The following is a 26,680-nucleotide window of genomic DNA, read 5'->3' on the forward strand; positions in this document are numbered from 1 at the left end:
CGGAGGACGCGCCGGTTAACCGGCTTTCCTCCGCGCGCGTGCGACGGCGAACCACGCCATCGCCGCGCCGGCGGTCCATGCGCAGGTCAGCAGCAGGTCGACGTTCATCATCCGTTCGAAGTTCGAGTCGTTCTCGAAGCTGCAACGGCGGCTGCCAAGAAATTCGATGCAACCGCTGACAATCCACTGAACGTGCATGAACACGTGATAAACGGCGAAGGCCGAAGCGATGACGGCGACGCGCAGACGTAAGGTCGTTTTCATTCGGCGCCGGAGGCGGTGGCTGATCTGACGACGATCTTATGACAGCGGCGTCGCGGCTGGCAATCGATCGGAGACGAACGTCTCGATCCGCGTGCACCGCGGCCGTTCGCCATCTTCGATCGAACGCGCGACAACTCGGCAACGGTAATGGACGCGTGGCGCGACGCCCTCTCGCAGCGTGGCCTGCAGCCGTGGAAATCGAAGTCGATGCACCGTTTCCCTGGCGCGCGATGCTGCCATGCAGCGACGTGCGGCGGGCACGCGGTTTGCCCGCGCGTGCACACCGTTTTCATGCGCTCCGCACCGGCCTGCTGACACCATGCTGGCAGCAGGCGGTCGCTACGCTCACGTGATTTCCCGTCGAGGAAGGCCCCATGCCCGATTCCGGAAAACGCACCGCTTCTGCCGGCCGCGTTGCCACGCGCCGCGGCGTGACGCTCGTGACCCTGTGCATCGCCGTGCTGGTGGCGCAGGTCGATACGGCCGTCGTCAATCTCGCGACGCACGCGATCGGCGCGTATTTCCACGCGGGCGTCGGCGCGCTGCAATGGGTCGTCGACAGCTACAACCTCACCTACGCGGTGCTGCTGTTGAGCGGCGGGCTGCTGGCCGACCTTTACGGTCGGCGGCGGATCTTCATCGCGGGCGCGGCGGTGTTTAGCGTCGCGTCGCTGTTGTGCGCGCTCGCACCGTCGGTCGCGGTGCTGATCGCCGCGCGTGCGCTGGCCGGCGTGGGCGCGGCGCTGCTGCTGCCGGCGTCGCTCGCGATCGTTCGCGTCGTGTGGCGCGATCCGGTGGAGCGCGGCCGCGCGCTGGGCGTATGGGCCGCCTGCAACGGCGTGGCGATGGCGATCGGCCCGACCCTCGGCGGCGTGCTGATCCGACATTTCGGATGGCGCAGCATCTTCTTCGTGGTCGTGCCGCTGAGCGTCGCGGCGATTCTGCTCGCGATTCGCGCCGTGCCCGAGTCGTCGGATTCGCGCGGCCGGCACTTCGACGGCGGCGCGCAAGTGACGGGTGCGCTCGCGCTGGGCTCGCTCGCGTATGCGGCGATCGTGTTTCGCGATGCGCGGATCGGCAGCGCGATCGCGGGCTGTGTCGCGATCGCGTCGTTCATCGGCTTCGTCGCGATCGAACGGCGCCACGGCGACGCCGCGCTGGTGCCGCTCGACCTGTTCCGCGCCGGTGCGTTTCGCGGCGCGATCGCCGCGACCACCGGGATGACGTTCGGCATGTACGGCGTGCTGTTTCTGCTGCCGTTGATGTGGCAGAGCACCGGCCGCCTCGATTCGACCGGGGCCGGTCTCGCGCTGCTGCCGATGGCGCTGGTGTTCGTCGCCGTGTCGCCGTGCTCGGGGCGCTTGTCGGAACGCATCGGCACACGGACGACGACGGCAGGCGGCGTCGCGGTGATCGCATGCGGGCTCGCGGCGATCGGCGCGTCGGCCGCGTCGCCGCAGCTGCTCGGCGCCGAAATCGGCCTGGCGCTGACAGGGCTCGGGATGGGGATCGCGACAGGCCCGCTGATGACCGTCGCCGTGGGTGCGGTGGACGCGGCGCGCTCGGGCACCGCGAGTGCGCTCGTCAACGTCGCACGGATGACCGGCGCGACGCTCGGGATCGCGGTGCTCGGCACGCTGTTCGCGGTGGCGCATGGCGGCGTCGCAGGCTTGCGCGTGGCGATGCTGGTCGGCGCCGCGGTGCAGCTTGCGGGCGCGGCCGGGTCGGCGATTGCTGTGCGGGGTGTGGAGCGGGCGGCTTGATGCCGTGGGTCGCGTTACGGAGGGTCGCAGCGCCGATATGGCGTGCAGCGCGATCGCGCATGCCGATGAGTGTACGGGGCGACGCCGGCGCGCGGAGTAGCGCGCGACCTGCGGCCCACTACGGCCCACATACGGCCACACACGGGCATTCGATCGGGTGCACGACGCGAATCGCGCGGCTCGTCCCGCTGCCCGCCTGCGGCCCGGTGGCCCGGCCGCTAGTTGCGACCGGACGTAATTGCGGTCGGAGCAGCGTGGCGCGCCCGACCGTTACGACTTAGCGGCGCGCTTGACCGGCGCGCGGCGGACGCGGCGAATTCGCGTCCTTGTGACGGAAGTTGATGCGCCCCTTCGTCAGGTCGTACACCGACAGTTCCAGCGTGACACGGTCGCCGGCGAGAATGCGGATGTGATTCTTGCGCATGCGCCCCGACGCATATGCGCCGACCACGACGCCGTTTTCGAGCGTCACACGGTATTTGCTGTCCGGCAGCACTTCGTCGACGATCCCGTCGAGTTCCAGCAGTTCTTCTTTTGCCAAACCAATTCCTCCAGACAAGGTGAATGACCGCGACGGCTGCGCGCTCGTCGGCGCCGTACCCGGCAACGGGACGGCAGCCGGCGGATGCCGGGATTCCAGTCGTTCGGACGGGCGACGCGCCCGTCCTGCAAGCAGAGCCCGGTGCGATGCGATGATCGGGCGGTCGATGGCGGTGATGCGAGCAGCACCGCGCGAAGTCGGGACCGCGCCGCGTGCAGCGTGGCGACGGTCTACTCGGGTTGCAGCACGGCCGCTCGCGACGCGGCGAACGCATCGCGAGGGCATTGGATCGCACGTCGTATCGACATGCGAAGGATGAAGGAAGCACACGACCGATGCATCGCGCGATTTCGCGATGCATCGGTCGTGTGCGTCGAATGCGCAGCACGCCGGCGCGAGCCGGCGTCCGTGCGCGATCCGTGGCGCGGCGGCCGCCCTGGGGCGACCGCTGCCGACACGGCTTACTGCGGCGTGATGCTCGATGCTTGCAGACCCTTCGGGCCGCGCTTCACTTCGTAGCTGACCTTCTGGCCTTCGGCGAGGGTCTTGAAGCCCGTGCCGCGAATTTCCGAGAAATGGGCGAACAGATCGTCGCCGCCGTTATCCGGGGAGATGAAACCAAAGCCCTTGGTTTCGTTGAACCACTTGACGGTACCGGTATCCACAAATACTTCCTTAACACAAATGAAAAGACATGCGCCCGTGACGGGCACAGAAAGAATCAAAGAGGGAGAGACCAACGTGCACCGCACGACATCGCGCGGCCAATGATGAGCAATCGGACTTCTTGAAGACTTCGGCCTCAGACACTACGCGGTAGTGAGCGATACGTCAAGCTCTTTCGGTGAGACCGGCGCGCGCGACGCGTGCCTGCGCGTTGCCCGACAGGCGTCGGCCGCGTGGTGACGCGGGGTACGCGGCTCGTTTTGTGGTGGCAGCGGCGTGCGGGCCGGGGTCGAATGCGCGACGCAACCGCGGCGACTCGCGATCCCGCGCGCGCTGCGCTCGCATCGGCCGCGTGACCACATCGCGTCGATTACACTCGTGCGACCCGATGCGCGCCGAATCCGAGCGGCACGCACCAAGCGTCGAGCATCCCGGGTCTCATAACCACAACAGGAGCCACCATGCGCCGCCCGCTTCGTTCGGTCTTGCCCTGCATCGTCGCCGCCGCGACGTTCGCCGCCACGCCCGTTTCATCGCCTGCCTGCACGCGGGTCGTGTATCTGGGTGCGGACGACGACGTCATCACGGCCCGCTCGATGGACTGGAAACAGGACATCGCCACGAACCTCTACATCCTGCCGCGCGGCATCGCGCGCAGCGGCGAGGCCGGGCCGAACTCGCTGAAATGGGTGGCCCGATACGGCAGCGTCGTCGCGACGGGCTACGACGTGTCGACCACCGACGGGATGAACGAGAAGGGGCTCGCGGCCGAGTTGCTCTGGCTCGTCGAATCGAAATACCCGGCGTTCGACCGGAATTCCAAACCGGGCCTGACCATTGCGGCATGGGCGCAGTACGTGCTCGACAACTTCGCGACCGTTGCCGAAGCGGTCAGCGCGCTCGAGAAGGAGCCGTTCACGATCGTCACCGACAACGTCCCCGGCGAACAGCGGCTCGCCACCCTGCACCTGTCGATGTCGGACGCCACCGGCGACAGCGCGATCGTCGAATACATCGACGGCCGGCAGGTCATCCATCACGGCCGGCAGTATCAGGTCATGACGAACTCGCCGACGTTCGATGCGCAGCTCGCGCTGAACGCCTACTGGAAGCAGATCGGCGGCACGGTCTGGTTACCGGGGACCAATCGCGCGGCCGACCGGTTTGCGCGCGCGTCGTTTTACATCGACGCGATACCCAAGAGCGAAGATCCGGGCATCGCACTCGCGAGCGTGTTCAGCGTGATCCGCAACGTGTCGGTCCCGTACGGCATCACGACACCGGACGAGCCGAACATCTCGTCGACGCGGTGGCGCACCGTTGCCGACCACAAGCGCATGCTCTATTTCTTCGAATCGGCGCTGACGCCGAACACCTTCTGGATCGATCTCAAGAAAGTCGACTTCGCTGCCGGTGCGCCGGTCAAGCGCCTCGACCTCGGCAAAGAGCAGCGCAATACGTTCAGTGGGGAGGTTTCCGCCGCGTTCCGTCCGGCCAGGCCGTTTCCGTTTCTCGGGCTCGGCGCCGCGCAGGCGCGCTGACACCGCGTCGCACGCGGCTCGACACGGGCGGCATGGTCCATGGCTACCCGCGATGGGCTCGCTCACAATACGCGCGAACGGTAACGGCCCGCGTCGGCTTCGTGCTGAGTGCAGCGTTTCGGTTGTGAAGAATCCGCTTTCCGCGCGCGTGCGCCCGCTTCCTCGAAGCGCGCCGACCCGCTGCGTGCAGCGCCATGCGCCACCCGCAGCGGGCCTCCCCGGCACGACATCCCGCAAGCAAGCTTGCTGTTTGACGGAGCGAACCTGTAGCCCGTTCATGTCGCCGATACGACGCAACCTGCGTCCGACACGAACCGCCGCGATCCTGCGGCTCGATCCGATACCCCGATATTTCGATGTCGTTTTGCGCCGCTCCCGCGATTCGTCGTTGCCATCTGTCGCGGTGTCGAGCGGCACGGGCATCATCGCAAGGCACGTGCCAGACGGCGCAGACCGTTGCGGCGCAAGCATCGCCGTTGAACGTAGGCTGTCGTTCGGCAGCGCAGCCGATGGAAATGTTGCAGGAACGCATCCGTTTCCGGCCATTCACGGGCGGCGGCGCGGTGCAGCGGCCGTGGCTCGTACTGCAACGCGCGAAGACAAGCTCGCGCGGCAGCATTCGTCGGGGAAAAGCGTTTCATCGATGTGACAACGGGCGATGGCTCGGGGCGAAGCGGAAACGAATCGCGCGGACGATGCGCACGCAACCAGTCTGCGGGAAACGAATCGGCATGCACGGGTACGCATCCGGTGCCAGGCCCGCCCGTCGGAGCGACGCAGATCCGGCATTGTCGAAGTGAGGCTGCGGGTCGGGCTTGCACGTCCGACGTCCCCTCGCGCCCGTGCACGTCGTGCGCTCTACGCCGGCCGGCCCGCAACTGCGCGGCAGCCGGTGACGATCAGATCGTCCACCACCGCGCATGCCGCGAACCGCACGGCGCGATCGACCAGCATCCACCCAGCGCTCATGTGCACCGCATGATCGCCGCGGCTTTCCGGCGCCGTCCGGAATCGGTACCATCGTGGTCTCGTCAACCGGCGCACGCGCCGACGCGCGCCCGCCGCGGCCGCGCCAACCTGCGCGTCGCCGGCCACCGCTCGCCCAATTCCTTCATGTCCCGCGAACCCTCACACGCCGCGCTGCTGTGGATCGTCGCCGCCGCGTTCTTCATGCAGTCGCTCGACACGACGATCGTCAACACCGCCCTGCCGTCGATCGCGCACAGCCTGCACGCATCGCCGCTCGCGATGCAGCCGGTCGTGGTCGCGTACACGCTGACGATGGCGATGCTCACGCCCGCGTCGGGCTGGCTCGCCGACCGGTTCGGCACGCGCCGCGTGTTCTCGGTCGCGATCCTGATGTTCTCGCTCGCATCGGTCGCCTGCGCCGCGTCGCACTCGCTCGGCCAGCTCGTGCTCGCACGCGCCGTGCAAGGCGTCGGCGGCTCGATGCTGCTGCCGATCGGGCGGCTCGCCGTGTTGCGGCGCGTGCCGGGCGAGCGGTACGTCGCGGCGATCGCGTTCGTGTCGACCGCCGCGCAGCTCGGGCCGATCGTCGGGCCGACGCTCGGCGGCTGGCTCACGCAGGCGATCTCATGGCACTGGGTGTTCATCGTCAACGTACCGGTCGGCATGCTCGGTTTCGTCATGGTGCAGCGCTTTCTGCCGCACGATCGGACGGCCCGACCGCCGCGCTTCGACTTCGCCGGCTGTGCGCTGCTGTCGGCCGCGATGATCGCGCTGTCGCTCGCGATCGATCCGCCGATGGCCGCACACCGCGCCGCGTGGGCTGCCGGCCTTGCCGCGCTCGGCGCGGCGAGCGCGCTCGCCTATCTGCCGCACGCGCGCCGCCGCGTGCAGCCGCTGTTCCGGCTCGGCCTGTTTCGCGAGCCGAATTTCGGCGCAGGGCTGCTCGGCAACCTGCTGTGCCGGATCGGCACGAGCGCGGTGCCGTTCATGCTGCCGCTGCTGATGCAGGTGCAGCTCGGCTACACGCCGCTGCAGTCGGGCACGATGATGTTGCCGGCCGCGATCGCCGGCGTGATCGCGAAGCGCTGGATCGCGCCGCTCGCGAAACGGTTCGGCTATTCGGCGTTCCTCGTCGTGAACACGGCAATCGTCGGCACGGCGATCGCCGGATTCGCGCTGGTGTGCGCGCAGCCGGCGCCGGCGCTGGAGATCGCGCTGCTGATCGTGTTCGGCGCGGCCAACTCGATGCAGTTCGCCGCGATGAACGCGGTGACGCTCAAGGGGCTGTCGCACGCCGACGCGAGCAGCGGCAACAGCCTGTTCACGATGATGCAGATGCTCGCGATGGCGCTCGGCGTGTCGATCGGCGGCGGGCTGGTGAACCTGTTCGCGCGGCAATCGGGCGCGATGGCGAGCGGTTTCATGCTGTCGTTCGTCTGCATGGGCACGGTTACGCTGCTGTCGTCGGTCGTGTTCCGTCGCATCGACGCCGGCGCGTCGCCGACGCCCGCCGCATCGCGGCCGTCCGCGTGAGCGGCGGCGCGGCTGCGTCGTGCCGGCAGCTGTCAGCAGCGCAGCGAGCTTCGGCGTCGCAAGACGTCGGTTCGCACGACGATCTGACCGTCTATCGCGCGTTCCGGCTCGCCCCCGAGCCAAAGCGAGCGTAGCCGTTCATCGCACGCCAGAACGTAATGAAATGGAAGGCTCTATGAAAGGCGGTGCAGCACCGTCCATCTGCGGAAGTGACCGAATCGACCGACGCGACCGCACCGCCGTCCAACGCTGCACGCAGGAAAACTGATCGCGACACCGCCGTTGAACCTCCGGCGACCGGCACGCGCGACGCTGCCATCCGAAGCATCCCGTCCACGTGTCGAAAGTCGTCTGTCACACCGCGGCAAAACTGCGCTTCGACAATGCGTGGCACCGGATTCCCGCTCGTTTCCGGCCGCTCCTCCGGGCGTGCATGCGCACGGCCGGACGGTTCCGCCTTGCGCGTGTCATCCAACGAAAATCCGATCATGTCGAACCAGGACACCTTCACCGCCGAGTCGAACGAATCGAACGCGTCGAACGAGCCGGCCGCTTCCGTGTCGCGTCGCGGCTTCCTGAAACTGGCCGGCGTCTCCAGCCTCGCCACCGCAGCGAGCGGCCTCGGCGCTGCACGCGCGGCCGCCGCGACGCCGGACGGCACCCCCGAGCAGGTGCATCTGACGTGGGGCAACGACCCGAGCTCCGAAGTCGCGATCTCGTGGGCGTCGCTCGCGCCGGCCGTCAACCCGCGCGCACGCATCGTCGCCGACGGCGAACCGGCACGCACCGTGCACGGCGTGCAACGCATCTACACCGACGGCCTGAACGGCGAAACGGTGTTCACCTACCACGCGCGCGTGCATGGGCTCAAGCCGAACACGCGCTATCGCTACGAGCTCACCGCCGACAACGACAGCAACGCCGCGCAGCCGTTCGCCGCGACGTTCGCAACCGCTCCGCGCGGGCGCGCGCCGTTCCGCTTCACGAGCTACGGCGACCTCGCGACGCCGAACGGCGCGTGGGTGCTGTCGTCGCCGCAGAGCCGCTTCGCGGTGCAGGCCGTCGAGCAATTCCAGCCGCTGTTCCACCTGCTGAACGGCGACCTCTGCTACGCGAACCTGAACCCCGCGCACCAGCCCGAGGTATGGCGCGACTTCGGCAACAACAACCAGTCGTCGGCCGCGAACCGGCCGTGGATGCCGTGCCCCGGCAATCACGAGATCGAGTTCAACAACGGCCCGCAAGGGCTCGACTCGTATCTCGCGCGCTACCAGCTGCCCGAGAACGGCACGCGCTTTCCGGGCCGCTGGTACAGCTTCCGCGTGAGCTCGGTCCTGTTCATCTCGCTCGACGCCGACGACGTCGTCTACCAGGACGCCGCCGCGTTCGTCGCCGGCCCCGCGCCGCTGGTGCCGGCCGCGAGCACCGGGCACGCGCCGATCGAGCCGGGCACGTCGTTCTACGTGCGCGGCTACAGCAACGGCGAGCAGACGCGCTGGCTCGAGCACACGCTGCGCCACGCGGCGCACGACGACGACATCGACTGGATCGTCGTGCAGATGCATCAGGACGCACTGAGTTCGTCGAAGACGGGCAACGGCTCCGACAAGGGCATCCGCGAAGCGTGGCTGCCGCTGTTCGACCGCTACGGCGTCGATCTGGTGCTGTGCGGCCACGATCACGACTACGAGCGCAGCTACCCGGTGCGCGGCTGCAATCACCGCGCGGGGGTCGACGCCTCGACCGGCGAAGTGGTCGAAACGCTGCAGCCGCGCCCGGTCGGCCCGACCGAACCGGACCGCACCACGTTCGACACGAGCGCCGGCACGATCCATCTGATCCTCGGCGGCGGCGGCACCAGCGCGCCGCTCGACGTGTACGGAGAAAACCCGGCGACCGGCTACGCGCAGGCGAAGGTCTTCACGAAACCGAACCGGCCGGTGCCCGGCACGGCGCCGAACACGTTCGTGCGCAAGCCCGCCGACGCGCTCGAGGATGCGATCTGGTCGGCGCGACGCGATACGGGCACCGGTTACGGGATCGCGGTGTTCGACCACGATCCGGGCAAGCCCGGCGGCCACACGACGATCACGATGCGCTACTACCATGCGCCCGGTGCGGACCAGCACCCGAGCCCGCAGTACGAGCTGTTCGAGACGATCGAGTTGCGCAAGCAGCGCCGCGAGCATTGATCCGGTGGCCGCACGCCGCGCAGCGCGGCGCTGCGGCCTCGCGCCGACGCTGCGGACGGTCGCTCGGTGCGCGCGATGACTCATTGGCACGGCGTGACGATCCGCGCGATGCCGATCGTCACGCACCGTGCCGCGCGCTAGTTGCGCGATTCGACCGCGATACGCACGGCGAGGCCGGCCAGCACGGTGCCCATCAGCCAGCGTTGCGTGCGCGCCCACAGCGGCCGGCCGGCGAGGAAGCCGGCGATCGAGCCGGCCATGCAGGCAATCAGCGCGTTGATGCTGACGCTCACCGCGATCTGCACGCAGCCCAGCGCCAGCGATTGCGCGAGCACACTGCCGTATGCGGGCGAAATGAACTGCGGCAGCAGCGATAGGTACATCGCCGCGATCTTGGGGTTCGCCAGGTTCGTGACGAAGCCCATTGCGAAGAGTCGCGCGCCGCTGTCGTGCGGCAGTTGCCGGACCTCGAACGCGGAGCGACCGCCGGGCCGCAGCGCCTGCCACGCGAGATACAGCAGGTATGCGGCGCCGCAGAAACGCAGCGCGTCATACGCGTACGGCACCGTCAGCAACAGCGCGGTGATGCCGAATGCCGCGCAGAACATGTAGAACACGAAGCCCAGCGCGACGCCGCCGAGCGACACGAGCCCGGCGCGCCGGCCCTGGCAGATCGAGCGCGAGATGAGGTACAGCATGTTCGGGCCGGGCGTGAGCGCCATGCCGAGCGATACGAGTCCAAAAGCAATCAGGGTGGGCAGCGTCGGCACGGCGGGCTCCTTGCGCGATATCGGGTGACGGGTGAACGTCGAACAATGTAGTGCATGTCGGCCTGCGTCGGCATGAATAAACTGCAAGCCTCTGATGAGCAGTCTGCATCGCGCGGGCCGGCGCCCTACTTCGCCTTCTTCGCCCGCGTACGGACGGTCTTCCCGGTCCTGGCACGCTGCGCGTCGACCAGCCCCACGAATTCGTCGACGACCGCGTTGCCGGCCGCCTTCCACGCCAAGCGCACGGACCGGTGCAGCCGCGGCGACAGCTCGAGCACGCGACCGCCGAAGCGCGAGTACATGAGCGTGATGCGCGGGACGATCGAGACGCCCATCCCGGCTTCCGCCATCGACAGGATCGTACGCATCTCGACCACGTTGAACGCCGCGCGCAGCGACGCGCCGTTGCGCGCGAAGTAATCCGCGATCACCGGCCCGCAGCCGGCTTTCGAGAAGATGAAGGGCAGCGCGGCGAGCCGCTTCGGCGACACGCTGTGGCGGCCTTCGAACAGGTCGGGCGCCGTCACCGCGACGAACTCCTCGTCGAGCAGCGGCAGCGTGTTCGGGAACGTCTTCGCGCCGGCGACCACGCCGATGTCGGCCGTCCCGTCGTCGATCCAGCCTTCGACCTCCGCATCGGTGCCTTCGAGCAGCACCGCGGTCACGCCCGCGTGCGCGGCTTTCAACGCCTCCAGCGCCGGCACGACGAAGGCAAGCGACACGCTCGGCAGCGACGCGACCACCAGCCGGCCTTCGAGCTTGCCGCGCGACAGCGCGAACTGCTGACGCAGCGTATGCGCGTCGCGGACGACGTTCTGCACGTACGGCCACAGGCGTTCGCCGGAAGCGGTCAGCACGACCGGCTGGCGGTCGCGCAACAACAGCTTGACGCCGGTGAGATCCTCGAGCTCGGTCAGCGCGTGGCTGATCGCGGACTGACTGCGGCTGAGCCGCTCGGCCGCGGCCGTCAGCGAACCGAGTTCGACGACGGCAGCCAGCGCCTGCAACTGCGCAAGCGTCATCTGGTTTCCTTGTTTCGATACGTGAACTGTCTGCATGATACGGTCGATCGGCATGAACCAGATCGAAGCGGCGCTGCAGCATGTGCGCGATGCCAGCGCGGCTCGGGTAACATGCGGCGTCGCATCGGGCCGCGCGCTGCAACAGCGCGGCCGGCTCGATCCGACAACCCGACAACACGACAACCGCGTGCACGCGCGCACGCGTCGGCAATCGACATGAATCTGACAGAAGGTGTGCTGGTATCCGCCCTGCACGGGCTCTCGCTGCCCGATCTGGCCGGCATCGCGGTTGCGCTGCTGCTGGGCGGCATGGTCAAGGGCATCACCGGGATCGGCGTACCGCTGGTGGCGATGCCGATCCTCAGCCAGTTCCTGCCGATTCGCGATGCGGTGCTGCTGCTGTCGATGCCGATCATCCTGGGCAACATCCCGCAGGCGCTGGAAGGCGGCCAACTGCTGGCCACCGCGCGCAAGATCGCCGCGCCGATCGTCGGCACGGTACTCGGCAACATCGTCGGCGTCGTCATCCTGCTGGCGATGAATGCGCATCACGCACAGGCCGCATCGGGCCTGCTGCTGATCGTCGCCGCCGCGCTGATGCTGAGCGCGCCGAAGCTGACGCTGCCGCCCGCATGGCAACGGCCGGTCGGCTTCGTCCTGGGTTTCGGCGCCGCGCTGATGGAGAGCATCGCGTCGGTGCCCGGCCCGCTGCTCGCGACATACCTCATTTCGGCGGGCGCGACCGGCCGAGCGTTCACGAAGCAGATCGCGATCATCCTCGTCGTGTCGATCGTCACGCTGATCACGACGTTCAGCGGCGCCGCGCATGCGAGCGGCGCGGACCTCGCGATTTCGGCCGCGGCCAGCGTCCCCGCGATCGCCGGCATGTGGCTCGTCCGGCCGCTGCGCGACAGGATGTCGCCGCGCGTGTTTCGCACGGTCGTCCTGCTGTTCGTGCTGGCCGCCGCCGCGCAGATGATCTGGAAATCGGCCGTGCTGCGGCCTGCCGCTGCGCCGGTGGCTCATGCCGATCGCGCGCGCGTCGACGGAAAATGACGGCCGCCGCGCGCCGCGCGGTTCATTGGATCGCCGCACGCGCGAGATTCGGATTGCCGCGCTACCGCCATCCGGCCTCGATCCGCAACACGCGTTAGACTGTCCGGCATGGAACCATGCCGTTACTGCCACCGAATCCGCGATGAATGGGATTGCCACGGCGACGAGTGTCGCCGCGCGATTGCGAAGGCACTGCGCCGGCAGCGCGCGGGCTTGCCGATGGTGCCCGATCGCATCCGCAACGAACTGCCGTCGGACGCGCCGACCCAGCAGGTGATCGCGGTCCTGTCGCGCCAGCGTCTGCGCGCGCGCCGCGGCAACGAGGAACGCCGCGAGCGCAAGGAAATCGACGACGCGGACGGCGTCTGAAACGGGCGGCTGGCCTTCGCCGCCTACCGTCGGCGCGCGGTGGACGCATGCGGGGACGAATCCCGTTTCGCCTTCGTTTGCGCCCGCGATTGTTGCCCTCACCAAAAGAATCTTTCGTCGAAACCCGCGTTTACCCTGAATCTTCCGACGCCTACGATGTAATCAATCGCTCACGACACGGTGTCGCCGGCGAACTCAATAGAACATCGGAGGTCATCATGAAGTCGCTCGTTTCCGCAGTCGTTGCCGCTGTCGCCCTGTCCGCTTCGGTCGGCGCATACGCGCAAAGCACCGTCACCCGTGCGCAGTTGCGCAACGAACTGGTTCAACTCGAACATGCAGGCTACACGCCGAGCCAGTCGAGCCCGCACTATCCTGCCGACATCCAGGCCGCGCAAGCCCGCGTACACGCGGTCGACGACAGCGGCTACGGCGCACAGCCGGCTGCGGTAGTCGAGGGCGGCGCACCGGCGGCAGTCAAGGTGCGCCCGGCACACGACTCGGTCTATTTCGGCCACTAAGCGTGCCGCCGCGCGCATCGCGCGGCCCACGCAGATCCGGCGAGCCCGTCGCGAGACGGGCTCGCGCCGTTTCATCGTCGGGCTTCCACTGCCCGGCGACCGCGCTCAGCAGCCGTCCTCGGCCGCCGCGCGCTGCGCGCCGTCGGCCGCGACACCGCTGCCCAGCAAGGTCTGATACCGCACGCATGCGCTCTGCGCCGACGCCTTCGCCGCGTACATCGCCGCGTCGGCCTTCACCAGCAGTTCCTCGGCCGATGTGCCGTCGGCCGGATACTCGCTGACGCCGATGCTCGCGCCCACCGCCAGCTGCCGGTCGCCGAACTCCATCTCCTGCGCCATCACGATCTGGATACGCGACGCGATCTCGTCGATGACCGTCGGCGAGCGCACGTCGGCGATCAGCACGATGAATTCGTCGCCGCCGAGCCGCGCCGCCATGTCGCCGGTGCGCAGCACCTGAGTCAGCCGCGTCGCGACGGCGACGAGCGCGCGGTCGCCGGCCGCGTGGCCGTGCTGGTCGTTGATCTGCTTGAAGCGGTCGAGATCGACGAACATCACCGCGAGCCCGTCGCGCGTCGCGGCCGCGTGCCCGATCGCCTCCTCGAGGCGCTCCATGAACAGCAGGCGGTTCGGCAGTCCGGTCAACGGATCGTGACCGGCCAGATGCGCGAGCTCCTGCTGCTTCGCGCGCAACATCGCAACCTGCGTGCGGATCTCGACGCGCATGCTGTCGAAGCAGCGCGCGAGCACGCCGATCTCGTCGGCGCGCGCGACGGGCAGCCGCTCGGTGGCCCGCTCGTCGAACACGTGGGTCGCCGCGCGCGCGAGCATCTGCAGCGGCCGCGTGATCGCGCGCGCGAACAGGATCGCGAGAATCACCGCGGCGACGCTCATCAGCAGCACCATCCGGACGATCCGCTCACCGAGAATCCCGGCCGGCGTCAGCACGTCGGCGAGCGGGCGCGAGGCGCCCAGCACGACGAAGCGGTTGCCTTCGGCGTTGCCGAACGGCGTGCGCACGAACGCCGCCATCTCGCCCGGCAGCGTGTCGGGCTCGGCGAGCCCGTCGAGCGTCACGTTCGTGCGCACCCCGCCGAACAGCAGCCGCGTGGCTGGAAAGCTGTCCTGCATCAGCACGCGCCGGCCGCGATCGAAGCCGAAGGTCTGCGACGGATCGGGATGCACGATGAAGTCGCCCCACTCGTTCGCCATGTACACCGCGTAGTCCTGCGGCAGGTCGCGCTCCAGCCGTTCGAACATGCGCGACAGCTCGACGTCGATCACCAGCGCGCCGACGATCCGGCCGTGCACGTCGACCACCGGCGTGCCCACCCGCAGCATCGGCAACCCTTCGGCTTCGTGCGAACCGTTCTCGTGATCGATTCCGATCGGCGACAGGTAGATGTGGCCGGGCGCCGTCGCGAGCGTGTCGAAGACGTACGAAAACTGGCCCTTCTCCTGAAACATCGTCTCCGGCAACACGACCACGCCGTGCGCGTCGCGGTCGACGCGAAGCCGCTCGAGCCCGAAATCCGCGCGCGCGATCAGCCGGATCTGCAGATACTCGGGATGGTTGCGCATGAAACTGACGTACACCTGCTCGAGCCGCGTGCGCGGCGCGCGGTCGGGGTCCGTGCCGAGCGCGACGCGCGCGGACGAAGGCAGCTGCGCGAGCACGAGCGCATCGTCGGCGACGTCGGACAGCGCGGTCGTGAAGCGCTTCCCGAGCAGGTGCGTCGACATCAGCAGGCTGTGCTGCGCCTCGAGCACGAGCATCGTCCGGTTCGCGCGATAGGCGTAGTAGCCGGTCGTGCCGGCCGCGATCACGCCGATGCACGCGAACAGCACCGACAGCTTCGACGTGAGCCCGAGCCTGATCATTTGTCGAACCGCTCCGGGCGATCGCCCGACACGATGCGGCTCCACAATGCCTCGCGCCGCGTGATGTCCTCCACCGGCTGCAGCCACACCAGATGCTGGTGCCCGGCGTCGAGACCGGGCGTCGGCTGCAGCGTGTTGGCGAGCCCCTGGCGCTCGGTCAGCAGCGTGCCGACCGCCGGCTCCAGCATGTAGTTGATCCAGGCGAACGCGAGCGCGCGATGCTGCACGCCGCGCGTGACGCCCCAGCAATCGAGCCAGGCGAGCGCGCCTTCGTCCGGAATCACGTAGCCGACGTCCGCGCCCGCGCGACGCAGCTGCTCGACCTGCTGCGTCCCGTAGTTGCCGAACATCAGCGCCGCACGATGCGCGACGAACAGCGCGGTCGCTTCTTCGGGCAGCGTGTAGTAGGTGAGCAGGTTGCGCCGCAGGTCGACCAGCTTGCGTGCGACGGCAAGCGTTTGCGCGGGCGTCAGGCGAAACGGCTCGGGATAGCCGAGGGCAAGCGCGGCGAACGAAAAATTGTGCTGCGCGCTGTTGAAATCGAGCACCTTGCCGCGGTAACGCGCGTCCCACAGCGCCAGCATCGAGTGCGGCGCGACCGGCACCTGCTTGCGGTCGTAGATCAGGCCCATCGACGAATAGGTGAACGGAATCGCATAAGCGAAGCCGTTGCTGACGAGCCCGCCGATCGTGTCGAGCTGCTGGAAATTCGGCAGTTGCCGCCGGCGGTTCGGGATCTGCGAAAGCTCGATCGGCGCGAGCAGGCCGTCGCGCACGTAACGCTGGATCTCGGCCGTGTTCGCCGCGAGCACGTCGTACGGCGGCGGCGACGCGCTGTGCATGCGGGTCCACAGCGCCTCGTCCGAATCGACGAAGGTCACTTCGACGCGCACATGGAATTGCGTCTCGAAGGCATTGACGACATCGTGGTCGGCATAGCCCGGCCACGCGAGCACACGCAGCACGTTGTCGCCGGCCGCTTCGACGGAAGCCGCGAACACGCGACCGCCCGGCAAGCACAGCAGCGCCGTGACGAACAGCCGGCACACGACCCGGCACGCATGCCAACGCACGTGCTGCCCCACGCCGATTCCCCTGATCAATCGGTCCCCGCCCGCGTTCCCCGAATGCATCCGACTGTCCTTTTTAGAGTCGATGCCTATCGTGCCACAAGACCATAAAAACAATGCGTGTGCAATCGGAACAAGCCGTACGCAAGCGGTGTGCAGTCGAGCTTCGCGGGAACGATGGACGCGGCTGCTCACGCGCTTTCCTTTTCGGGCCGGGCATCGGACAATGGCGCGCCGATGCCGCGCCGCATCGGCGCACCTGCACGGCGACACCCTGCCCGCGCCCGTACCGATGAAACGCTACGAAACCCTCGCCCATACGATCGCCGACGAAATCCGCGACGGCAACCTCGCGGCCGGCACGCGCCTGCCGTCGCTGCGCCAGATCATCGCGCAGCACGGCGTGAGCCAGTCGACGGTGTTCCGCGCGTATTACCTGCTCGAGCAGTGGGGCTTGATTCGCGCACGTGAACGTTCCGGTTATTACGTCGCGCCCGGTGCGGCCGCCGCGGCGCAGCCGCCCGCGCAAGACGGCGCGCAACGCGCGGGCGCCACGCGCAAGGTCGATATCAGCGATCTGGTGTTCTCGGTGCTCGACGCCGCGACGCAGCCCGGCATCGTGCCGCTCGGCTCCGCGTTTCCGGCGCCGCAACTGTTCCCGCTGCCGCGCCTCGCGAGGTCGCTGGCGCACGCGACGCGGCTCGTGAGTCCGTGGAGCACGGTCGTCGACCTGCCGCCCGGCAACGAGGCGTTGCGCCGGCAGATCGCGCGGCGCTATCTCGCGACCGGCATCGCGCAGCCCGTCGACGAGATCGTCGTCACGAACGGCGCGCTCGAGGCGCTGAACCTGTGCCTGATGGCCGTCACGCGGCCCGGCGACGTGGTGGCCGTCGAATCGCCCGGCTTCTATGCGGCGCTGCAGGCGATCGAGCGGCTCGACCTGCGCGCGGTCGAGATTCCGGTCGATCCGCGCACGGGCCTCGATCTCGACGCGCTCGCGAACGCGCTCGCCCAGCACGACATCCGCGCGTGCTGGTTCATGACCAATTTCCAGAACCCGACCGGCGTCACGCTGTCAGCAGACAAAAAGCGCGCGCTGGTCGACATGCTCGCCGCGCGCGACGTGCCGCTGATCGAAGACGACGTGTACGGCGAGCTGCATTTCGGCCCCGACTATCCGCTGCCCGCGCGTGCGTTCGACCGGCACGGCCTCGTGATGCATTGCAGCTCGTTCTCGAAGACGCTCGCGCCCGGCTACCGGATCGGCTGGGCCGCGGCCGGCCGCTTCGCGCAACGGGTGCAGCGGCTCAAGCTGATGACCACGCTGTCGGCCAGCATTCCGGCGCAGGCCGGCATCGCGAACTATCTGGAGCACGGCGGCTACGATCGTCATCTGCGCAAGCTGCGCGGCGCGCTGCACGCGCAGCTCGCGCGCATGGACGACGCACTGCGGCGCTGGCTGCCGGCCGGCGTCGAATGGACGCGGCCCGACGGCGGCTATTTTCTGTGGCTGTCGTTTCCCGACGCGATCGACGCGATGGAGCTGCATCGGCAGGCGATGGCGCGCGGCATCAGCTTCGCGCCGGGGCCGCTGTTCTCGGCCGCGCACGGCTTCGAGCGCTGCGTGCGCGTGAATTTCGGCCATCCGTGGAGCAGCGACATCGAGGCAGCGATTCGCGTGCTCGGCGAGCTCGTCGCCGAACCGTCGGTGCGCAAGGCCGGCTGAGCGTCACGCGCACGCCGTGCAGGCGGCGCACGTACGCGGTGCGGTGCGGTGCAAGCCCTTCGCTCCCTCGACGCGTGAGCACGGCGGCCACCCCGCCCACCAATGAAAACGGGCGACCCTCAGGCCGCCCGTTCCGCTCATCCTGCGTGCCGCGCCCGCCGCGACGCGGGCGCCGCCGATCAGCGCGCCGGCACCGGCTTGCCGAACCCGCCGAGGATCTTCTTCTCGAGCGCGATGTAGTCGTGGCCGAAGTGATGATCGCCGCCGGTCTTGATCACGTCGGCGCCGGTATTGACGAGCGCCGGGCACATCGTGTCCTTCTCTTCGGCGCCGTAGAAGCACTGCACGAGCTGCGGCGGCACCTTCGCGATTTCCGGCGCGACCTTCAGCGCCTTGTCGCTCGCCGGCATCCCGAGCCAGCCCGTCACGCGGATCTGGAAATCCGCGGCCGGCGCGAAGCCGAGCAACGCCATCACCGCGACCTTCTCGCGCAGCTCGGCCGGCAGCCGGTTGTAGGCGAACGGCATCACGTCCGCGCCGAACGAGTAGCCGACCAGCGCGACGCGGCTCGCATGCCAGCGCGCCGTGTAGGTGCGCATCACGCGCGCGAGGTCGCGGCTCACCTGCGCGGGCGGCTTCTCGCTCCAGAAATAGCGCAGGCTGTCGATGCCGACCACCGACACGCCGTCGCGCTGCAGCGCCTCGGCGATCGTCTTGTCGAGATCGCGCCAGCCGCCGTCGCCCGAGATCACGATCGCGAGGCGATCGCTGCCGCCCTTGGCCGGCAGCTCGACGAGCGGCAGGTCCGAGACGTCGAGTTCATCGCTGCTGCTGGTGTCGTGCAGATGGGCCGTGACGAGCGACACGAGCTTCGCGGTGTCGCCGGCGGCGGCCGTTTCGACGAAGCCCGGCATCGCGCGCCGCACGATCGTCGGATCGGGCGGGCACGGCTTGAAGCGCACATCGAGCTTCGCGGCCGGCTCGACCGACACGACGCCGGCGATGGTGTTCTCCGGCGCCATCGACAGGATCTGCCGGGCGATCGCGCCGCCCTGCCCGACGCCCGCGACGATCGGCGTGTAATAGCGTGCCGATTGCGCGAGGCGCTCGAGCTGGTGGCTGACCGCCTCGGCGTCGCCGTCGAGGTGGTGACAGGTCTCCTGCTTCGCGGCGAGATTGGCCGCGTAGCGCTCCGAATCCACGCCGACCGTCATCGCGCCCGCTTGCGCGAGCGCATCGGCCGCCTGCTGGTCGGCCGCGCCCCAGCCGCGCTCGCGCGAGAACAGCACGACGAAGCCGCGCAGCGGGCCGCTCGGCTTCGTGACGGTCACCGGGCCGTAGCGGCCGCCGGAGACGGTTTCCGGCTTCGCCGCGACAGGTTGTGCGGCGCTCGCGGCGCCGGCCAGCATCATTGCCGCGCAGACGATTGCCGTCTGCGCGATACCCTTCTTCAACATCATGAACGCCGACCTCCAGCCAGCAGGGACAGATCCGCGAGCGTGACGAACACGCCGACCGAGCCCGAGGCCGCCAGATAGCGCGGCTCCCAGTGCGGCTCGAACTTGCTCTTGAACGCACGCAAGCCACGGAAGTTGTAGAAGCGGCCGCCGAAGCGCCACACCATCAGTCCGAACCGGTGCCACGGCGACGGCATCTTCGCCGCCCCCATGCCCGAGAACGGCGCGATGCCGAGGCTCAGCTTGAGGAAACCCGCTTCCTTCAGATGCAGCGCGAGCTGCGTAAACAGATACTCCATCGCATACGGCGACGCCTCCGGCAGATGGCGCATCACGCCGACGGTCGCCTCGGTGTTGAGGTCGGTCGTCATGAACGTGACGAATGCGATCGGCTTGTCGGCCTGGCGCACCAGCATCACCGACTGCGTCGCCAGATAGCCGTCGTGGAACGCGGCCACCGAGAAGCTCTTCTCGCGTGCGTCGCGGCTGTCGAGCCAGCCGTCGGAGATGTCGCGCAGCGCCGGCAGCGCGGCCGGCACGTCGTGCGGCGCGATCACCTCGACCGACAGTGCGTCCTTCTCGCCGCGGCGCAGCGCATAGCGCAGGTGCGAGCGGTTCGAGCCCTTCAGGTCGAACCGGTCGAGCGCAATGTGTGCTTCCTCGCCGAGCTTCATCAGCGTGAGGCCCGCGTCGAGATACAGCGGCAGCGCGTTGGCGCGCACCTGGTAGAACGCGGCGCGGCCGCTGTGCGCGTGTGCGAGCGCGATGAACTTGCTGATCAGCGCCGGCCATTCCTCGCGCGGCCCGACCGGGTCGTGCAGCGCGGCCCAGGTGCGGCCGTTCTTCGCATACATCAGGAACGCGCGGCGCGACTCGGAGAACAGGAACGACTTGTCGCCCATCAGCGCGAGGCCCGCGTCGCTGCATTCCTGCGCGCGGATGATCTGCTCGGCGTCGAGCAGGTCCTGCGCGGCCGGCTTCACGAAACGGCCGGGCGCCGGCCGCAGCAATTGCCACAACGCGAACATCGCGACGAACACGCCGGCCGCGAGCGTCGCCCGCAACGCGCGCGGCGCGCGCGCGTCGAACGAGAAATGCGACCACAGGTCGCGCGTGTACGGCACGTCGCGGAACGCGAAGCACAGCACCCACACGGCGAGGATCAGCACCATCGTCACCGACACGAACCAGCTCACCGTGAAGCGTTCGGCCAGCAGCGACGAATGCCGGTTGAAGCGGCGGCGGCTCACCAGCAGCAGCACGAGCAGCGTGCCGAGCACGCCGGCTTCGACGAAGGCGAGCCCCTTCGCGAGCGACAGCGCGAGGCTCGCGAGCGTCAGCGCGAAAGTCATCCACCATGCGCCGTCGAGCCGGCGCAGCAGCCCGCGCGCGACGAACAGCAACGCGACGCCCAGCACGCTGCAGATCACCTGCGAACCCTCGAGCACCCACAGCGGCACGATGTTGCGCAGGATCGCGATCCGATGCCAGAACGCCGGGGTCGCGCTCGAAATCACCAGCATCCCGCCGACCGCGAACGTCACGAGGCTCAGGAACAGCGGCGCGAGCTGCGACACGCGCGCGGCCTGCCGCGACACGAGCCGGTGGCGCAGCGCACGGCCTTCGAAACCGGCCAGCAGGCCGGCCGACAGCACGAGCGGCACGCCGAAGTAGATCGCGCGGTACGCGATCAGCGCGGCGACCATCGCATGGGCGGGCACTTCGCGGCCCAGCGTGAAGACCATCGCGGCCTCGAACACGCCGATCCCGCCCGGCGTGTGGCCGATCATGCCGAGCAGCAGCGCGGCCGCGTACACGGTGATGAAGGTCGGGAAGCCGACCGGCGCGGCCGGCAGCAGCACCCACAGCGTCAGGCCCGCGGCCACGACGTCGAGCACCGCATACACGACCTGGGCGACGAGGTCGCGCCGCGCCGGCACGTCGAACGACAGCCATTTGAAGCGCGTGACGACCGGTCGCGCGGTGCGGCCGCACATCGCCGTCATCGCAGCCAGCGCCGCGAGCAGCGCCGCGCCGCTCCACGTCGGCACGGCCGGCGCGACGTGCAGCATCGCGGCGAGCGTCTGCGGCACGCAGACCATCCCGAGTGCCGTCATCAGCACCAGCGCGAGCGCGAGCGTGCCGCTGGTGAAGACCGTCATGCGACCGATCTGCGCGGGCGTGACGCCCGACACGCCGTACACGCGCGCGCGCACCGCGCCGCCCGTCAGCGCGCCGAAGCCGGTCGCATTGCCGAGCGCGGAGCCGGCGATCGCGCCGGTCCACAGCGCCGCACGCGGCACCGCGGCGCCGACGTAGCGCAGGCCGACCGCGTCCCGCGCGACGAGCGCGAGATAGCTGAATGCCGTCGCGGCCAGCGACGCGCCCCATTCGCGGGCGGACATTTGACGCAGTTGACGGATCACCGACCGATAGTCGACGGATTGCGACAGGTGCTGGAAGACCACGATCAGCAGCAGGCCGATGCCGAGCGCGAGCAGCGGGGACAGCACGCGCTCGTTGCGCAACAGCGCCGAGACACGGGCGATCGCCGCCGCGGCACGGCCGGGCGGCCCAGGGTGGCGGGAAGACATAGGTTGTTCAGTGGTGGTGCATAGCAAGTCGCGGCGCGGGACGGCCGGGCGGCGACGAATCTGGCTGGTTGTTCTGCATGGGCGGTCCGCCTGAGACGATGGCAGGCGACGCCTGGGTCAGAAATTACGAGTATACGGAATTTACATTACAGAATGTTTCGATTTGGCGTCGGGCGGGTTGGACACGCCACGCGCATCAAAAATCCGTAAAAAGAATGCGCGCGCTGCGAATCATACCGGGAAGCGGGCGGGGTTTTCATCAGGAGAATACCGGGAGGGGTGTGCGGCGGGAGATTCTTGCCGGCGGCTGGGTCCGCGAGCGGCGTCGGTGCGGCGACGCGGCCGGCGGAAAACGGGGCGCGAAGCGCTCGGCACGACGCAGCGCGTATCCCGCGCCAAGCCGGCGCACCCTTGAGCGCAGGCGGCCGACGCCGACGGTGACGTCGATGCGGCTCGCACGACCGACGGCACTCGACGCGACCGCCGCGCGTGCGATGGAGAAGCGCGAACGCCGCCCCACCCGCTCAATACACGTCCCGCACGTACCGCCGCGCCTTCGCGAGCCGCGCGACGTAGTCGTTCGCGGCTTCGTCCGACATTCCGCCGTGTTCGGCCACCACTGCCTTCAGCGCGGTATCGACGTCCTTGGCCATCCGCGCGGCGTCGCCGCACACGTAGAAATGCGCGCCGTCCTCGAGCCAGCTGTACAGCTCCGCGCCGTGTTCGCGCATCCGGTCCTGCACGTAGATCTTGTCGGCCTGGTCGCGCGAGAACGCCAGATCGAGCCGCGTGAGGAAGCCGCTGTCGCGCATCGCGCTCAGCTCGTCGCCGTAATAGAAGTCGGTCTGCGCGTGCTGCTCGCCGAAGAACAGCCAGTTGCGCCCGCGCGCGCCGCGCGCCTGCCGCTCGTGCAGGAAGCCGCGGAACGGCGCGACGCCGGTGCCGGGGCCGACCATCACGACCGGCACGTCGCCGTTGACCGGCGGCCGGAAATGCGCGGACTTCTGCACGAACACGGGCACGCGGCCGTCGTCCGCGCGATCGGCGAGGAACGTCGACGCGACGCCTTTGCGCGCGCGCCGTCCGTTGTGATAGCGCACGGCCGATACCGTCAGATGGATCTCGCCGCGATGCGCGCTCGGGCTCGACGCGATCGAATACAGCCGCGGCTGCAGGCGCTTGAGCATGCCGACCAGTTCCATGCCCGACAGCTCGACCGGAAACTCGTGCAGCACGTCGGCCAGCTGTTGCCCCCACAACCACTGCTTGAGGTCCGCCTTGCGATCGTCGCCGAGCAGCGCCTTGAGCGCGCCGTTCGCGCTGCGCGACGCGATGAACGCGAGCGTGTCCGGATGCGGGCGCGTGATGTCGAAGTGGCGCGCCAGCGCATCGGCCAGGCGCACGTCGCCGACGCCCGCCACCGACACCGGCGTGTCGGCCTTCAACGCGGTGACGGCCAGCAGCTCGTCCACCAGTTCCGGGCAGTTGGTCGGCCACACGCCGAGCGCGTCGCCGGCCTCGTATTCGAGGTTCGCGCCTTCGGTCGACAGCGACACGTAGCGCGTGTCCTTCGCCGCGCCCGGCCGGTTCAGCCGCAGGTTCGCGACGAGCTTCGACGGCGCCGGATGCGCCTTGCTCGGCAGCAGCCCCGACGCGCTCGCGCCGGCGCTCGGCACCGCGTGCAGCGCCGCGTCGGCCTCCTTGATCCGCGCCACCACGCGCTCGAGCCATTGGTCCGCGTCGCGCTGGAACTCGACGTCGCAATCGACGCGCGCACACAGCCGCGTCGCGCCGAGTTCCGCGAGCCGCGCGTCGAGCCGGCGGCCGTGGCCGCAAAACTGGTCGTAGTTGCGATCGCCGAACGCGAGGACCGCGAACTGCATGCCTTCCACGCGCGGGGCGCCGGCCGCCTGCAGTGCATCCCAGAACTCGCTGCCGTTGTCGGGCGCGTCGCCGTCGCCGAACGTGCTGGTCATCAGCAGCACATACTGCGCGCTCGCCAGCGACGCGACCGGGTAATCGGACATGCACGCGGTGCGGATCTCGAAGCCGGCGTTCATCAGTTGCGTCGCGTAATCCTCGGTCAACGATTCGATGTTGCCGGTCTGCGACGCCCACAGCAGCGTCACCTTCGGCCGCGTGCGCACGATGCGCACGCCGCCCGGCGCGGCCGCGTCGGCCGGCAGCGCGGGCGCCGCGCGTTCCGTCGCGGGTGCGGGCGCCGAGCGGCTGAACAGCCCCGCGAGCATCCCGTCGAGCCAGTAGCGCACCGGCGGCGTGAGCGGCGCGCCGGCCGGCAGCACCGGCACGCCGCCGTCGCGGCGGCCCGCGCTCGCCCGCAGCCCGCCGACGAGGCCGGCCACGTACAGGCGCTCCGCGTCGGAGAGCGGCGGCGGCGCGAGATCGGCCACGCCGAGCGCCGCCGCGAAAGTGTCGAGGTCTGCCATGTCGGATTCCTGTGAAGCCGCGAGCGATACCGGCGCAGCCTGAGCATCGGCTGCGGCGGCTGCGTGGGCGGCATCGGCTGCGGCCGCATCGAGGCGCGCCGTGTCGTCGTCGGCGGGCGCGAACGCGTTGGTGTCCGCGCGCGTCAATGCGACCGCGCAGTATTTCAGTTCGGGTTGCTGCGATTCCGCGTCGATCGCGTCGTTCGTCACCGCGTTGATGCACAGCTCGTCGCCGTACACGTCGTTCCAGTGCATCGGCGCGAAGCAGTTGCCGCGCAGCACGCGTTCGGTCACGACGGCCGGCAGCACCGCGCGGCCGCGCGCCGAGCGGATCTCGACGCTGTCCTTCGCGGCGATGCCGAGCGCGCGCGCATCGTCCGGATGAAGTTCGACGAACGGACGCGGGTTCAGCTTGTTCAGCATCGCGACCTTGCCCGTCTTCGTCATCGTGTGCCACTGATGCTGCAGGCGGCCGGTGTTCAGCACGATCGGGAAGGTGTCGTCGGGCAGCTCGGCCGGCGCGACGTGCGGCCGCGCGAAGAAGCGCGCGCGGCCCGACGGCGTCGGGAACGCGATGCGCGGCGCGGCGCCGCCGTCGGCCGCGGGCCGCGGCGTCTGGCTCACGCCGTCGTTCAGATAGCGGATCGGATGCCGCTCGCGCGCGGCGCCCGGCGCAACCGGCCATTGCACCGGCCCGTCGCGCAGCGCCGCATGGCTCGCGCCGCGCAGGTCGTAGCCGGTCGCCGGGTTCGAAAACCGCACGATCTCGTCGAACACGTCGGCCGCCGACGCATAGTCGAACGCCGCGCCGAAGCCCATCGCGCGCGCGACTTCCGCGACGATGCGCCAGTCCGGCAGCGCGTCGCCCGGCGGCGCCACCGCCGCGCGCATCAGCGTCAGGTTGCGCTCGGAGTTGACCATCACGCCGTCGCCCTCGGCCCACAGCGCGCCGGGCAGCAGGATGTCCGCATAACGGTTGGTTTCGGTGTCGAGGAACGCGTCCTGCGCGATCACCAGCTCCGCCGCCTGCAGCCCCGCGATCACGTTCTGCCGGTTCGGCACCGTCGCGACCGGGTTCGTGCAGATGATCCAGCACGCCTTGATGTCGCCGGCCGCCATCCGCTCGAACAGGTCGACCGTGCCGCTGCCGGTCTCCTGGCGCAGCGTGCCGGCCGGCACGCGCCACAGGTTTTCGACGAACCGGCGGTCGTCGTCGGACGCCACCGAGCGCTGGCCCGGCAGGCCGGCGCCCATGTAGCCCATCTCGCGGCCGCCCATCGCGTTCGGCTGGCCGGTCAGCGAGAACGGCCCGCTGCCGGGCCGGCAGATCGTGCCGGTCGCGAGATGCAGGTTGCAGATCGCATTGGTGTTCCACACGCCGTGCGTGCTCTGGTTGAGCCCCATCGTCCAGCAGCTCGTCCATTCCGGCGCATCGCCGATCCACTGCGCGGCCGTGCGGAGGTCGTCCGGCGCAAGGCCGGTGATCTCGGCGACGCGCTCCGGCGTGTAGTCGGCGAGGAACGCGGGCATCGCGTCCCAGCCCTCGGTATGCGCGTCGATGAACGCGGCGTCGGTGCGGCCGTTCGCGTGCAGCAGATGCAGCAGCCCGTTGAGCAGCGCGAGATCGGTGCCGGGCCGGATCTGCAGGAACAGGTCGGCCTTGTCGGCCGTGCCGGTGCGGCGCGGATCGACGACGATCAGCTTCGCGCCGGCCTTCACGCGATCCATCATCCGCAGGAACAAGATGGGATGGCAGTCGGCCATGTTCGCGCCGATCACGAAGAACAGGTTCGCGCGATCGAAATCCTGGTACGAACCGGGCGGACCGTCCGCGCCCAGCGACTGCTTGTAGCCGGTGCTCGCGCTCGCCATGCACAGCCGCGAGTTCGACTCGATGTTGTTGGTGCCGACGAAGCCCTTCGCGAGCTTGTTCACGAGGTACTGCGCCTCGATCGACATCTGCCCCGACACATAGAATGACAGCGCGTCCGGCCCGTGCGCGTCGAGCACCGCGCGCAGCCGGCGCGCCGTCTCGGCGATCGCGTCGCGGGCCGGCAACGGGACGAGGTCGTCCTCGCGGGCGCGCCGCACGAACGCGCGATCGAGCCGCCCGGAGCGGCGCAGCGCGACGTGCGCGGACGAGCCCTTCGTGCACAGCCGCCCGAAGTTGGTCGGATGCTCGGAGTCGCCGGACACCTTGACGACTTCGTCATCCTCGACGTGCAGCACCATGCCGCAGCCGACGCCGCAGTACGGGCACACGCTCTTGACGGGGGTGGCGCTCATGCGTGCTCCGTG

The 26,680-nt window shown here is 69.2% G+C and carries 20 protein-coding genes; 10 read left to right on the forward strand and 10 right to left on the reverse strand.

Features of this window, described 5'->3' with window-relative positions; genetic code table 11:
- Positions 1 to 15: 15 nt before the first annotated feature.
- Complete coding sequence (locus EX20_RS25060; protein WP_014724831.1) at positions 16 to 264, reverse strand: hypothetical protein; 249 nt, start codon at positions 262 to 264, stop codon at positions 16 to 18.
- A gap of 374 nt (positions 265 to 638) precedes the next feature.
- Between EX20_RS25060 and EX20_RS25065 the strand changes: the two genes are divergently transcribed.
- Positions 639 to 2,027: an MFS transporter gene (locus EX20_RS25065; protein ID WP_034195097.1), complete on the forward strand. Its 1,389-nt coding sequence runs from the start codon at positions 639 to 641 to the stop codon at positions 2,025 to 2,027.
- A gap of 277 nt (positions 2,028 to 2,304) precedes the next feature.
- On the opposite strand, the gene infA is transcribed toward EX20_RS25065, so the two are convergent.
- Complete coding sequence (infA, locus tag EX20_RS25070) at positions 2,305 to 2,568, reverse strand: translation initiation factor IF-1 (protein WP_011882303.1); 264 nt, start codon at positions 2,566 to 2,568, stop codon at positions 2,305 to 2,307.
- A gap of 461 nt (positions 2,569 to 3,029) precedes the next feature.
- Positions 3,030 to 3,233, reverse strand: a complete 204-nt coding sequence (locus tag EX20_RS25075; RefSeq protein ID WP_011882304.1) for a cold-shock protein — start codon at positions 3,231 to 3,233, stop codon at positions 3,030 to 3,032.
- 462 nt (positions 3,234 to 3,695) lie between these two features.
- Between EX20_RS25075 and EX20_RS25080 the strand changes: the two genes are divergently transcribed.
- The 4 genes from EX20_RS25080 to EX20_RS25090 all read left to right on the forward strand — a co-directional run bounded on the left by EX20_RS25080 (position 3,696) and on the right by EX20_RS25090 (position 9,469).
- Positions 3,696 to 4,775 carry a linear amide C-N hydrolase gene (locus tag EX20_RS25080; RefSeq protein ID WP_034195098.1) on the forward strand — a complete coding sequence of 360 codons (1,080 nt, stop codon included), beginning with the start codon at positions 3,696 to 3,698 and terminating at the stop codon, positions 4,773 to 4,775.
- A gap of 277 nt (positions 4,776 to 5,052) precedes the next feature.
- The gene (locus EX20_RS32275) at positions 5,053 to 5,424 is read left to right on the forward strand and encodes a hypothetical protein (protein WP_131929060.1); all 372 of its coding nucleotides are present in this window, start codon (positions 5,053 to 5,055) and stop codon (positions 5,422 to 5,424) included.
- Positions 5,425 to 5,888: 464 nt separating this feature from the next.
- A complete protein-coding gene (locus EX20_RS25085; protein WP_011882307.1) occupies positions 5,889 to 7,277 on the forward strand; it encodes a DHA2 family efflux MFS transporter permease subunit in 1,389 nt (462 codons plus the stop codon).
- A gap of 488 nt (positions 7,278 to 7,765) precedes the next feature.
- Positions 7,766 to 9,469, forward strand: coding sequence for a purple acid phosphatase family protein (locus tag EX20_RS25090; protein WP_014724824.1), 1,704 nt, complete (start codon positions 7,766 to 7,768; stop codon positions 9,467 to 9,469).
- A gap of 137 nt (positions 9,470 to 9,606) precedes the next feature.
- Here EX20_RS25090 and EX20_RS25095 read toward each other — a convergent pair whose 3' ends face one another.
- Together EX20_RS25095 and EX20_RS25100 are read right to left on the reverse strand one after the other, a co-directional pair.
- Positions 9,607 to 10,239, reverse strand: coding sequence for a LysE family translocator (locus tag EX20_RS25095; RefSeq protein WP_014724823.1), 633 nt, complete (start codon positions 10,237 to 10,239; stop codon positions 9,607 to 9,609).
- A 125-nt stretch (positions 10,240 to 10,364) separates the two neighbouring features.
- Positions 10,365 to 11,261 (reverse strand): LysR family transcriptional regulator, encoded by an 897-nt coding sequence (locus tag EX20_RS25100; RefSeq protein ID WP_034195099.1) that lies wholly within the window; start codon positions 11,259 to 11,261, stop codon positions 10,365 to 10,367.
- Between the two features lie 52 nt (positions 11,262 to 11,313).
- Between EX20_RS25100 and EX20_RS25105 the strand changes: the two genes are divergently transcribed.
- The 4 genes from EX20_RS25105 (at position 11,314) to EX20_RS25120 (ending at position 13,207) form a co-directional block, all read left to right on the forward strand.
- A complete protein-coding gene (locus EX20_RS25105) occupies positions 11,314 to 11,481 on the forward strand; it encodes a hypothetical protein (protein ID WP_156126951.1) in 168 nt (55 codons plus the stop codon).
- Positions 11,478 to 12,317, forward strand: a complete 840-nt coding sequence (locus tag EX20_RS25110; RefSeq protein WP_034195101.1) for a sulfite exporter TauE/SafE family protein — start codon at positions 11,478 to 11,480, stop codon at positions 12,315 to 12,317. Before EX20_RS25105 ends, EX20_RS25110 begins: the two co-directional genes overlap by 4 nt.
- 108 nt (positions 12,318 to 12,425) lie before the next feature.
- Positions 12,426 to 12,686 (forward strand): hypothetical protein, encoded by a 261-nt coding sequence (locus EX20_RS25115; protein ID WP_011882312.1) that lies wholly within the window; start codon positions 12,426 to 12,428, stop codon positions 12,684 to 12,686.
- A gap of 218 nt (positions 12,687 to 12,904) precedes the next feature.
- Positions 12,905 to 13,207: a DUF4148 domain-containing protein gene (locus EX20_RS25120; protein WP_011882313.1), complete on the forward strand. Its 303-nt coding sequence runs from the start codon at positions 12,905 to 12,907 to the stop codon at positions 13,205 to 13,207.
- 105 nt (positions 13,208 to 13,312) lie between these two features.
- Here EX20_RS25120 and EX20_RS25125 read toward each other — a convergent pair whose 3' ends face one another.
- Positions 13,313 to 15,088, reverse strand: coding sequence for a diguanylate cyclase domain-containing protein (locus EX20_RS25125; protein ID WP_034195102.1), 1,776 nt, complete (start codon positions 15,086 to 15,088; stop codon positions 13,313 to 13,315).
- Complete coding sequence (locus tag EX20_RS25130) at positions 15,085 to 16,221, reverse strand: extracellular solute-binding protein (protein WP_034195103.1); 1,137 nt, start codon at positions 16,219 to 16,221, stop codon at positions 15,085 to 15,087. Before EX20_RS25130 ends, EX20_RS25125 begins: the two co-directional genes overlap by 4 nt.
- A gap of 229 nt (positions 16,222 to 16,450) precedes the next feature.
- Between EX20_RS25130 and EX20_RS25135 the strand changes: the two genes are divergently transcribed.
- The gene (locus EX20_RS25135) at positions 16,451 to 17,884 is read left to right on the forward strand and encodes an aminotransferase-like domain-containing protein (RefSeq protein ID WP_034195264.1); all 1,434 of its coding nucleotides are present in this window, start codon (positions 16,451 to 16,453) and stop codon (positions 17,882 to 17,884) included.
- A gap of 179 nt (positions 17,885 to 18,063) precedes the next feature.
- Here the strand turns inward: EX20_RS25135 and EX20_RS25140 are convergent, their stop codons facing one another.
- From EX20_RS25140 to EX20_RS25150, 3 genes are all read right to left on the reverse strand, one after another.
- Positions 18,064 to 19,344: a virulence factor family protein gene (locus EX20_RS25140; protein WP_034195104.1), complete on the reverse strand. Its 1,281-nt coding sequence runs from the start codon at positions 19,342 to 19,344 to the stop codon at positions 18,064 to 18,066.
- Positions 19,341 to 21,935, reverse strand: coding sequence for a bifunctional lysylphosphatidylglycerol flippase/synthetase MprF (gene mprF / locus EX20_RS25145; RefSeq protein ID WP_011882318.1), 2,595 nt, complete (start codon positions 21,933 to 21,935; stop codon positions 19,341 to 19,343). The genes EX20_RS25140 and mprF overlap by 4 nt, the downstream gene beginning before the upstream one ends.
- A gap of 524 nt (positions 21,936 to 22,459) precedes the next feature.
- Positions 22,460 to 26,668, reverse strand: a complete 4,209-nt coding sequence (locus EX20_RS25150; protein ID WP_034195105.1) for a bifunctional nitrate reductase/sulfite reductase flavoprotein subunit alpha — start codon at positions 26,666 to 26,668, stop codon at positions 22,460 to 22,462.
- Positions 26,669 to 26,680: the final 12 nt, after the last annotated feature.

This window comes from Burkholderia sp. WP42, assembly GCF_000745665.1.
Classification (GTDB): Bacteria; Pseudomonadota; Gammaproteobacteria; order Burkholderiales; family Burkholderiaceae; genus Burkholderia; species Burkholderia vietnamiensis.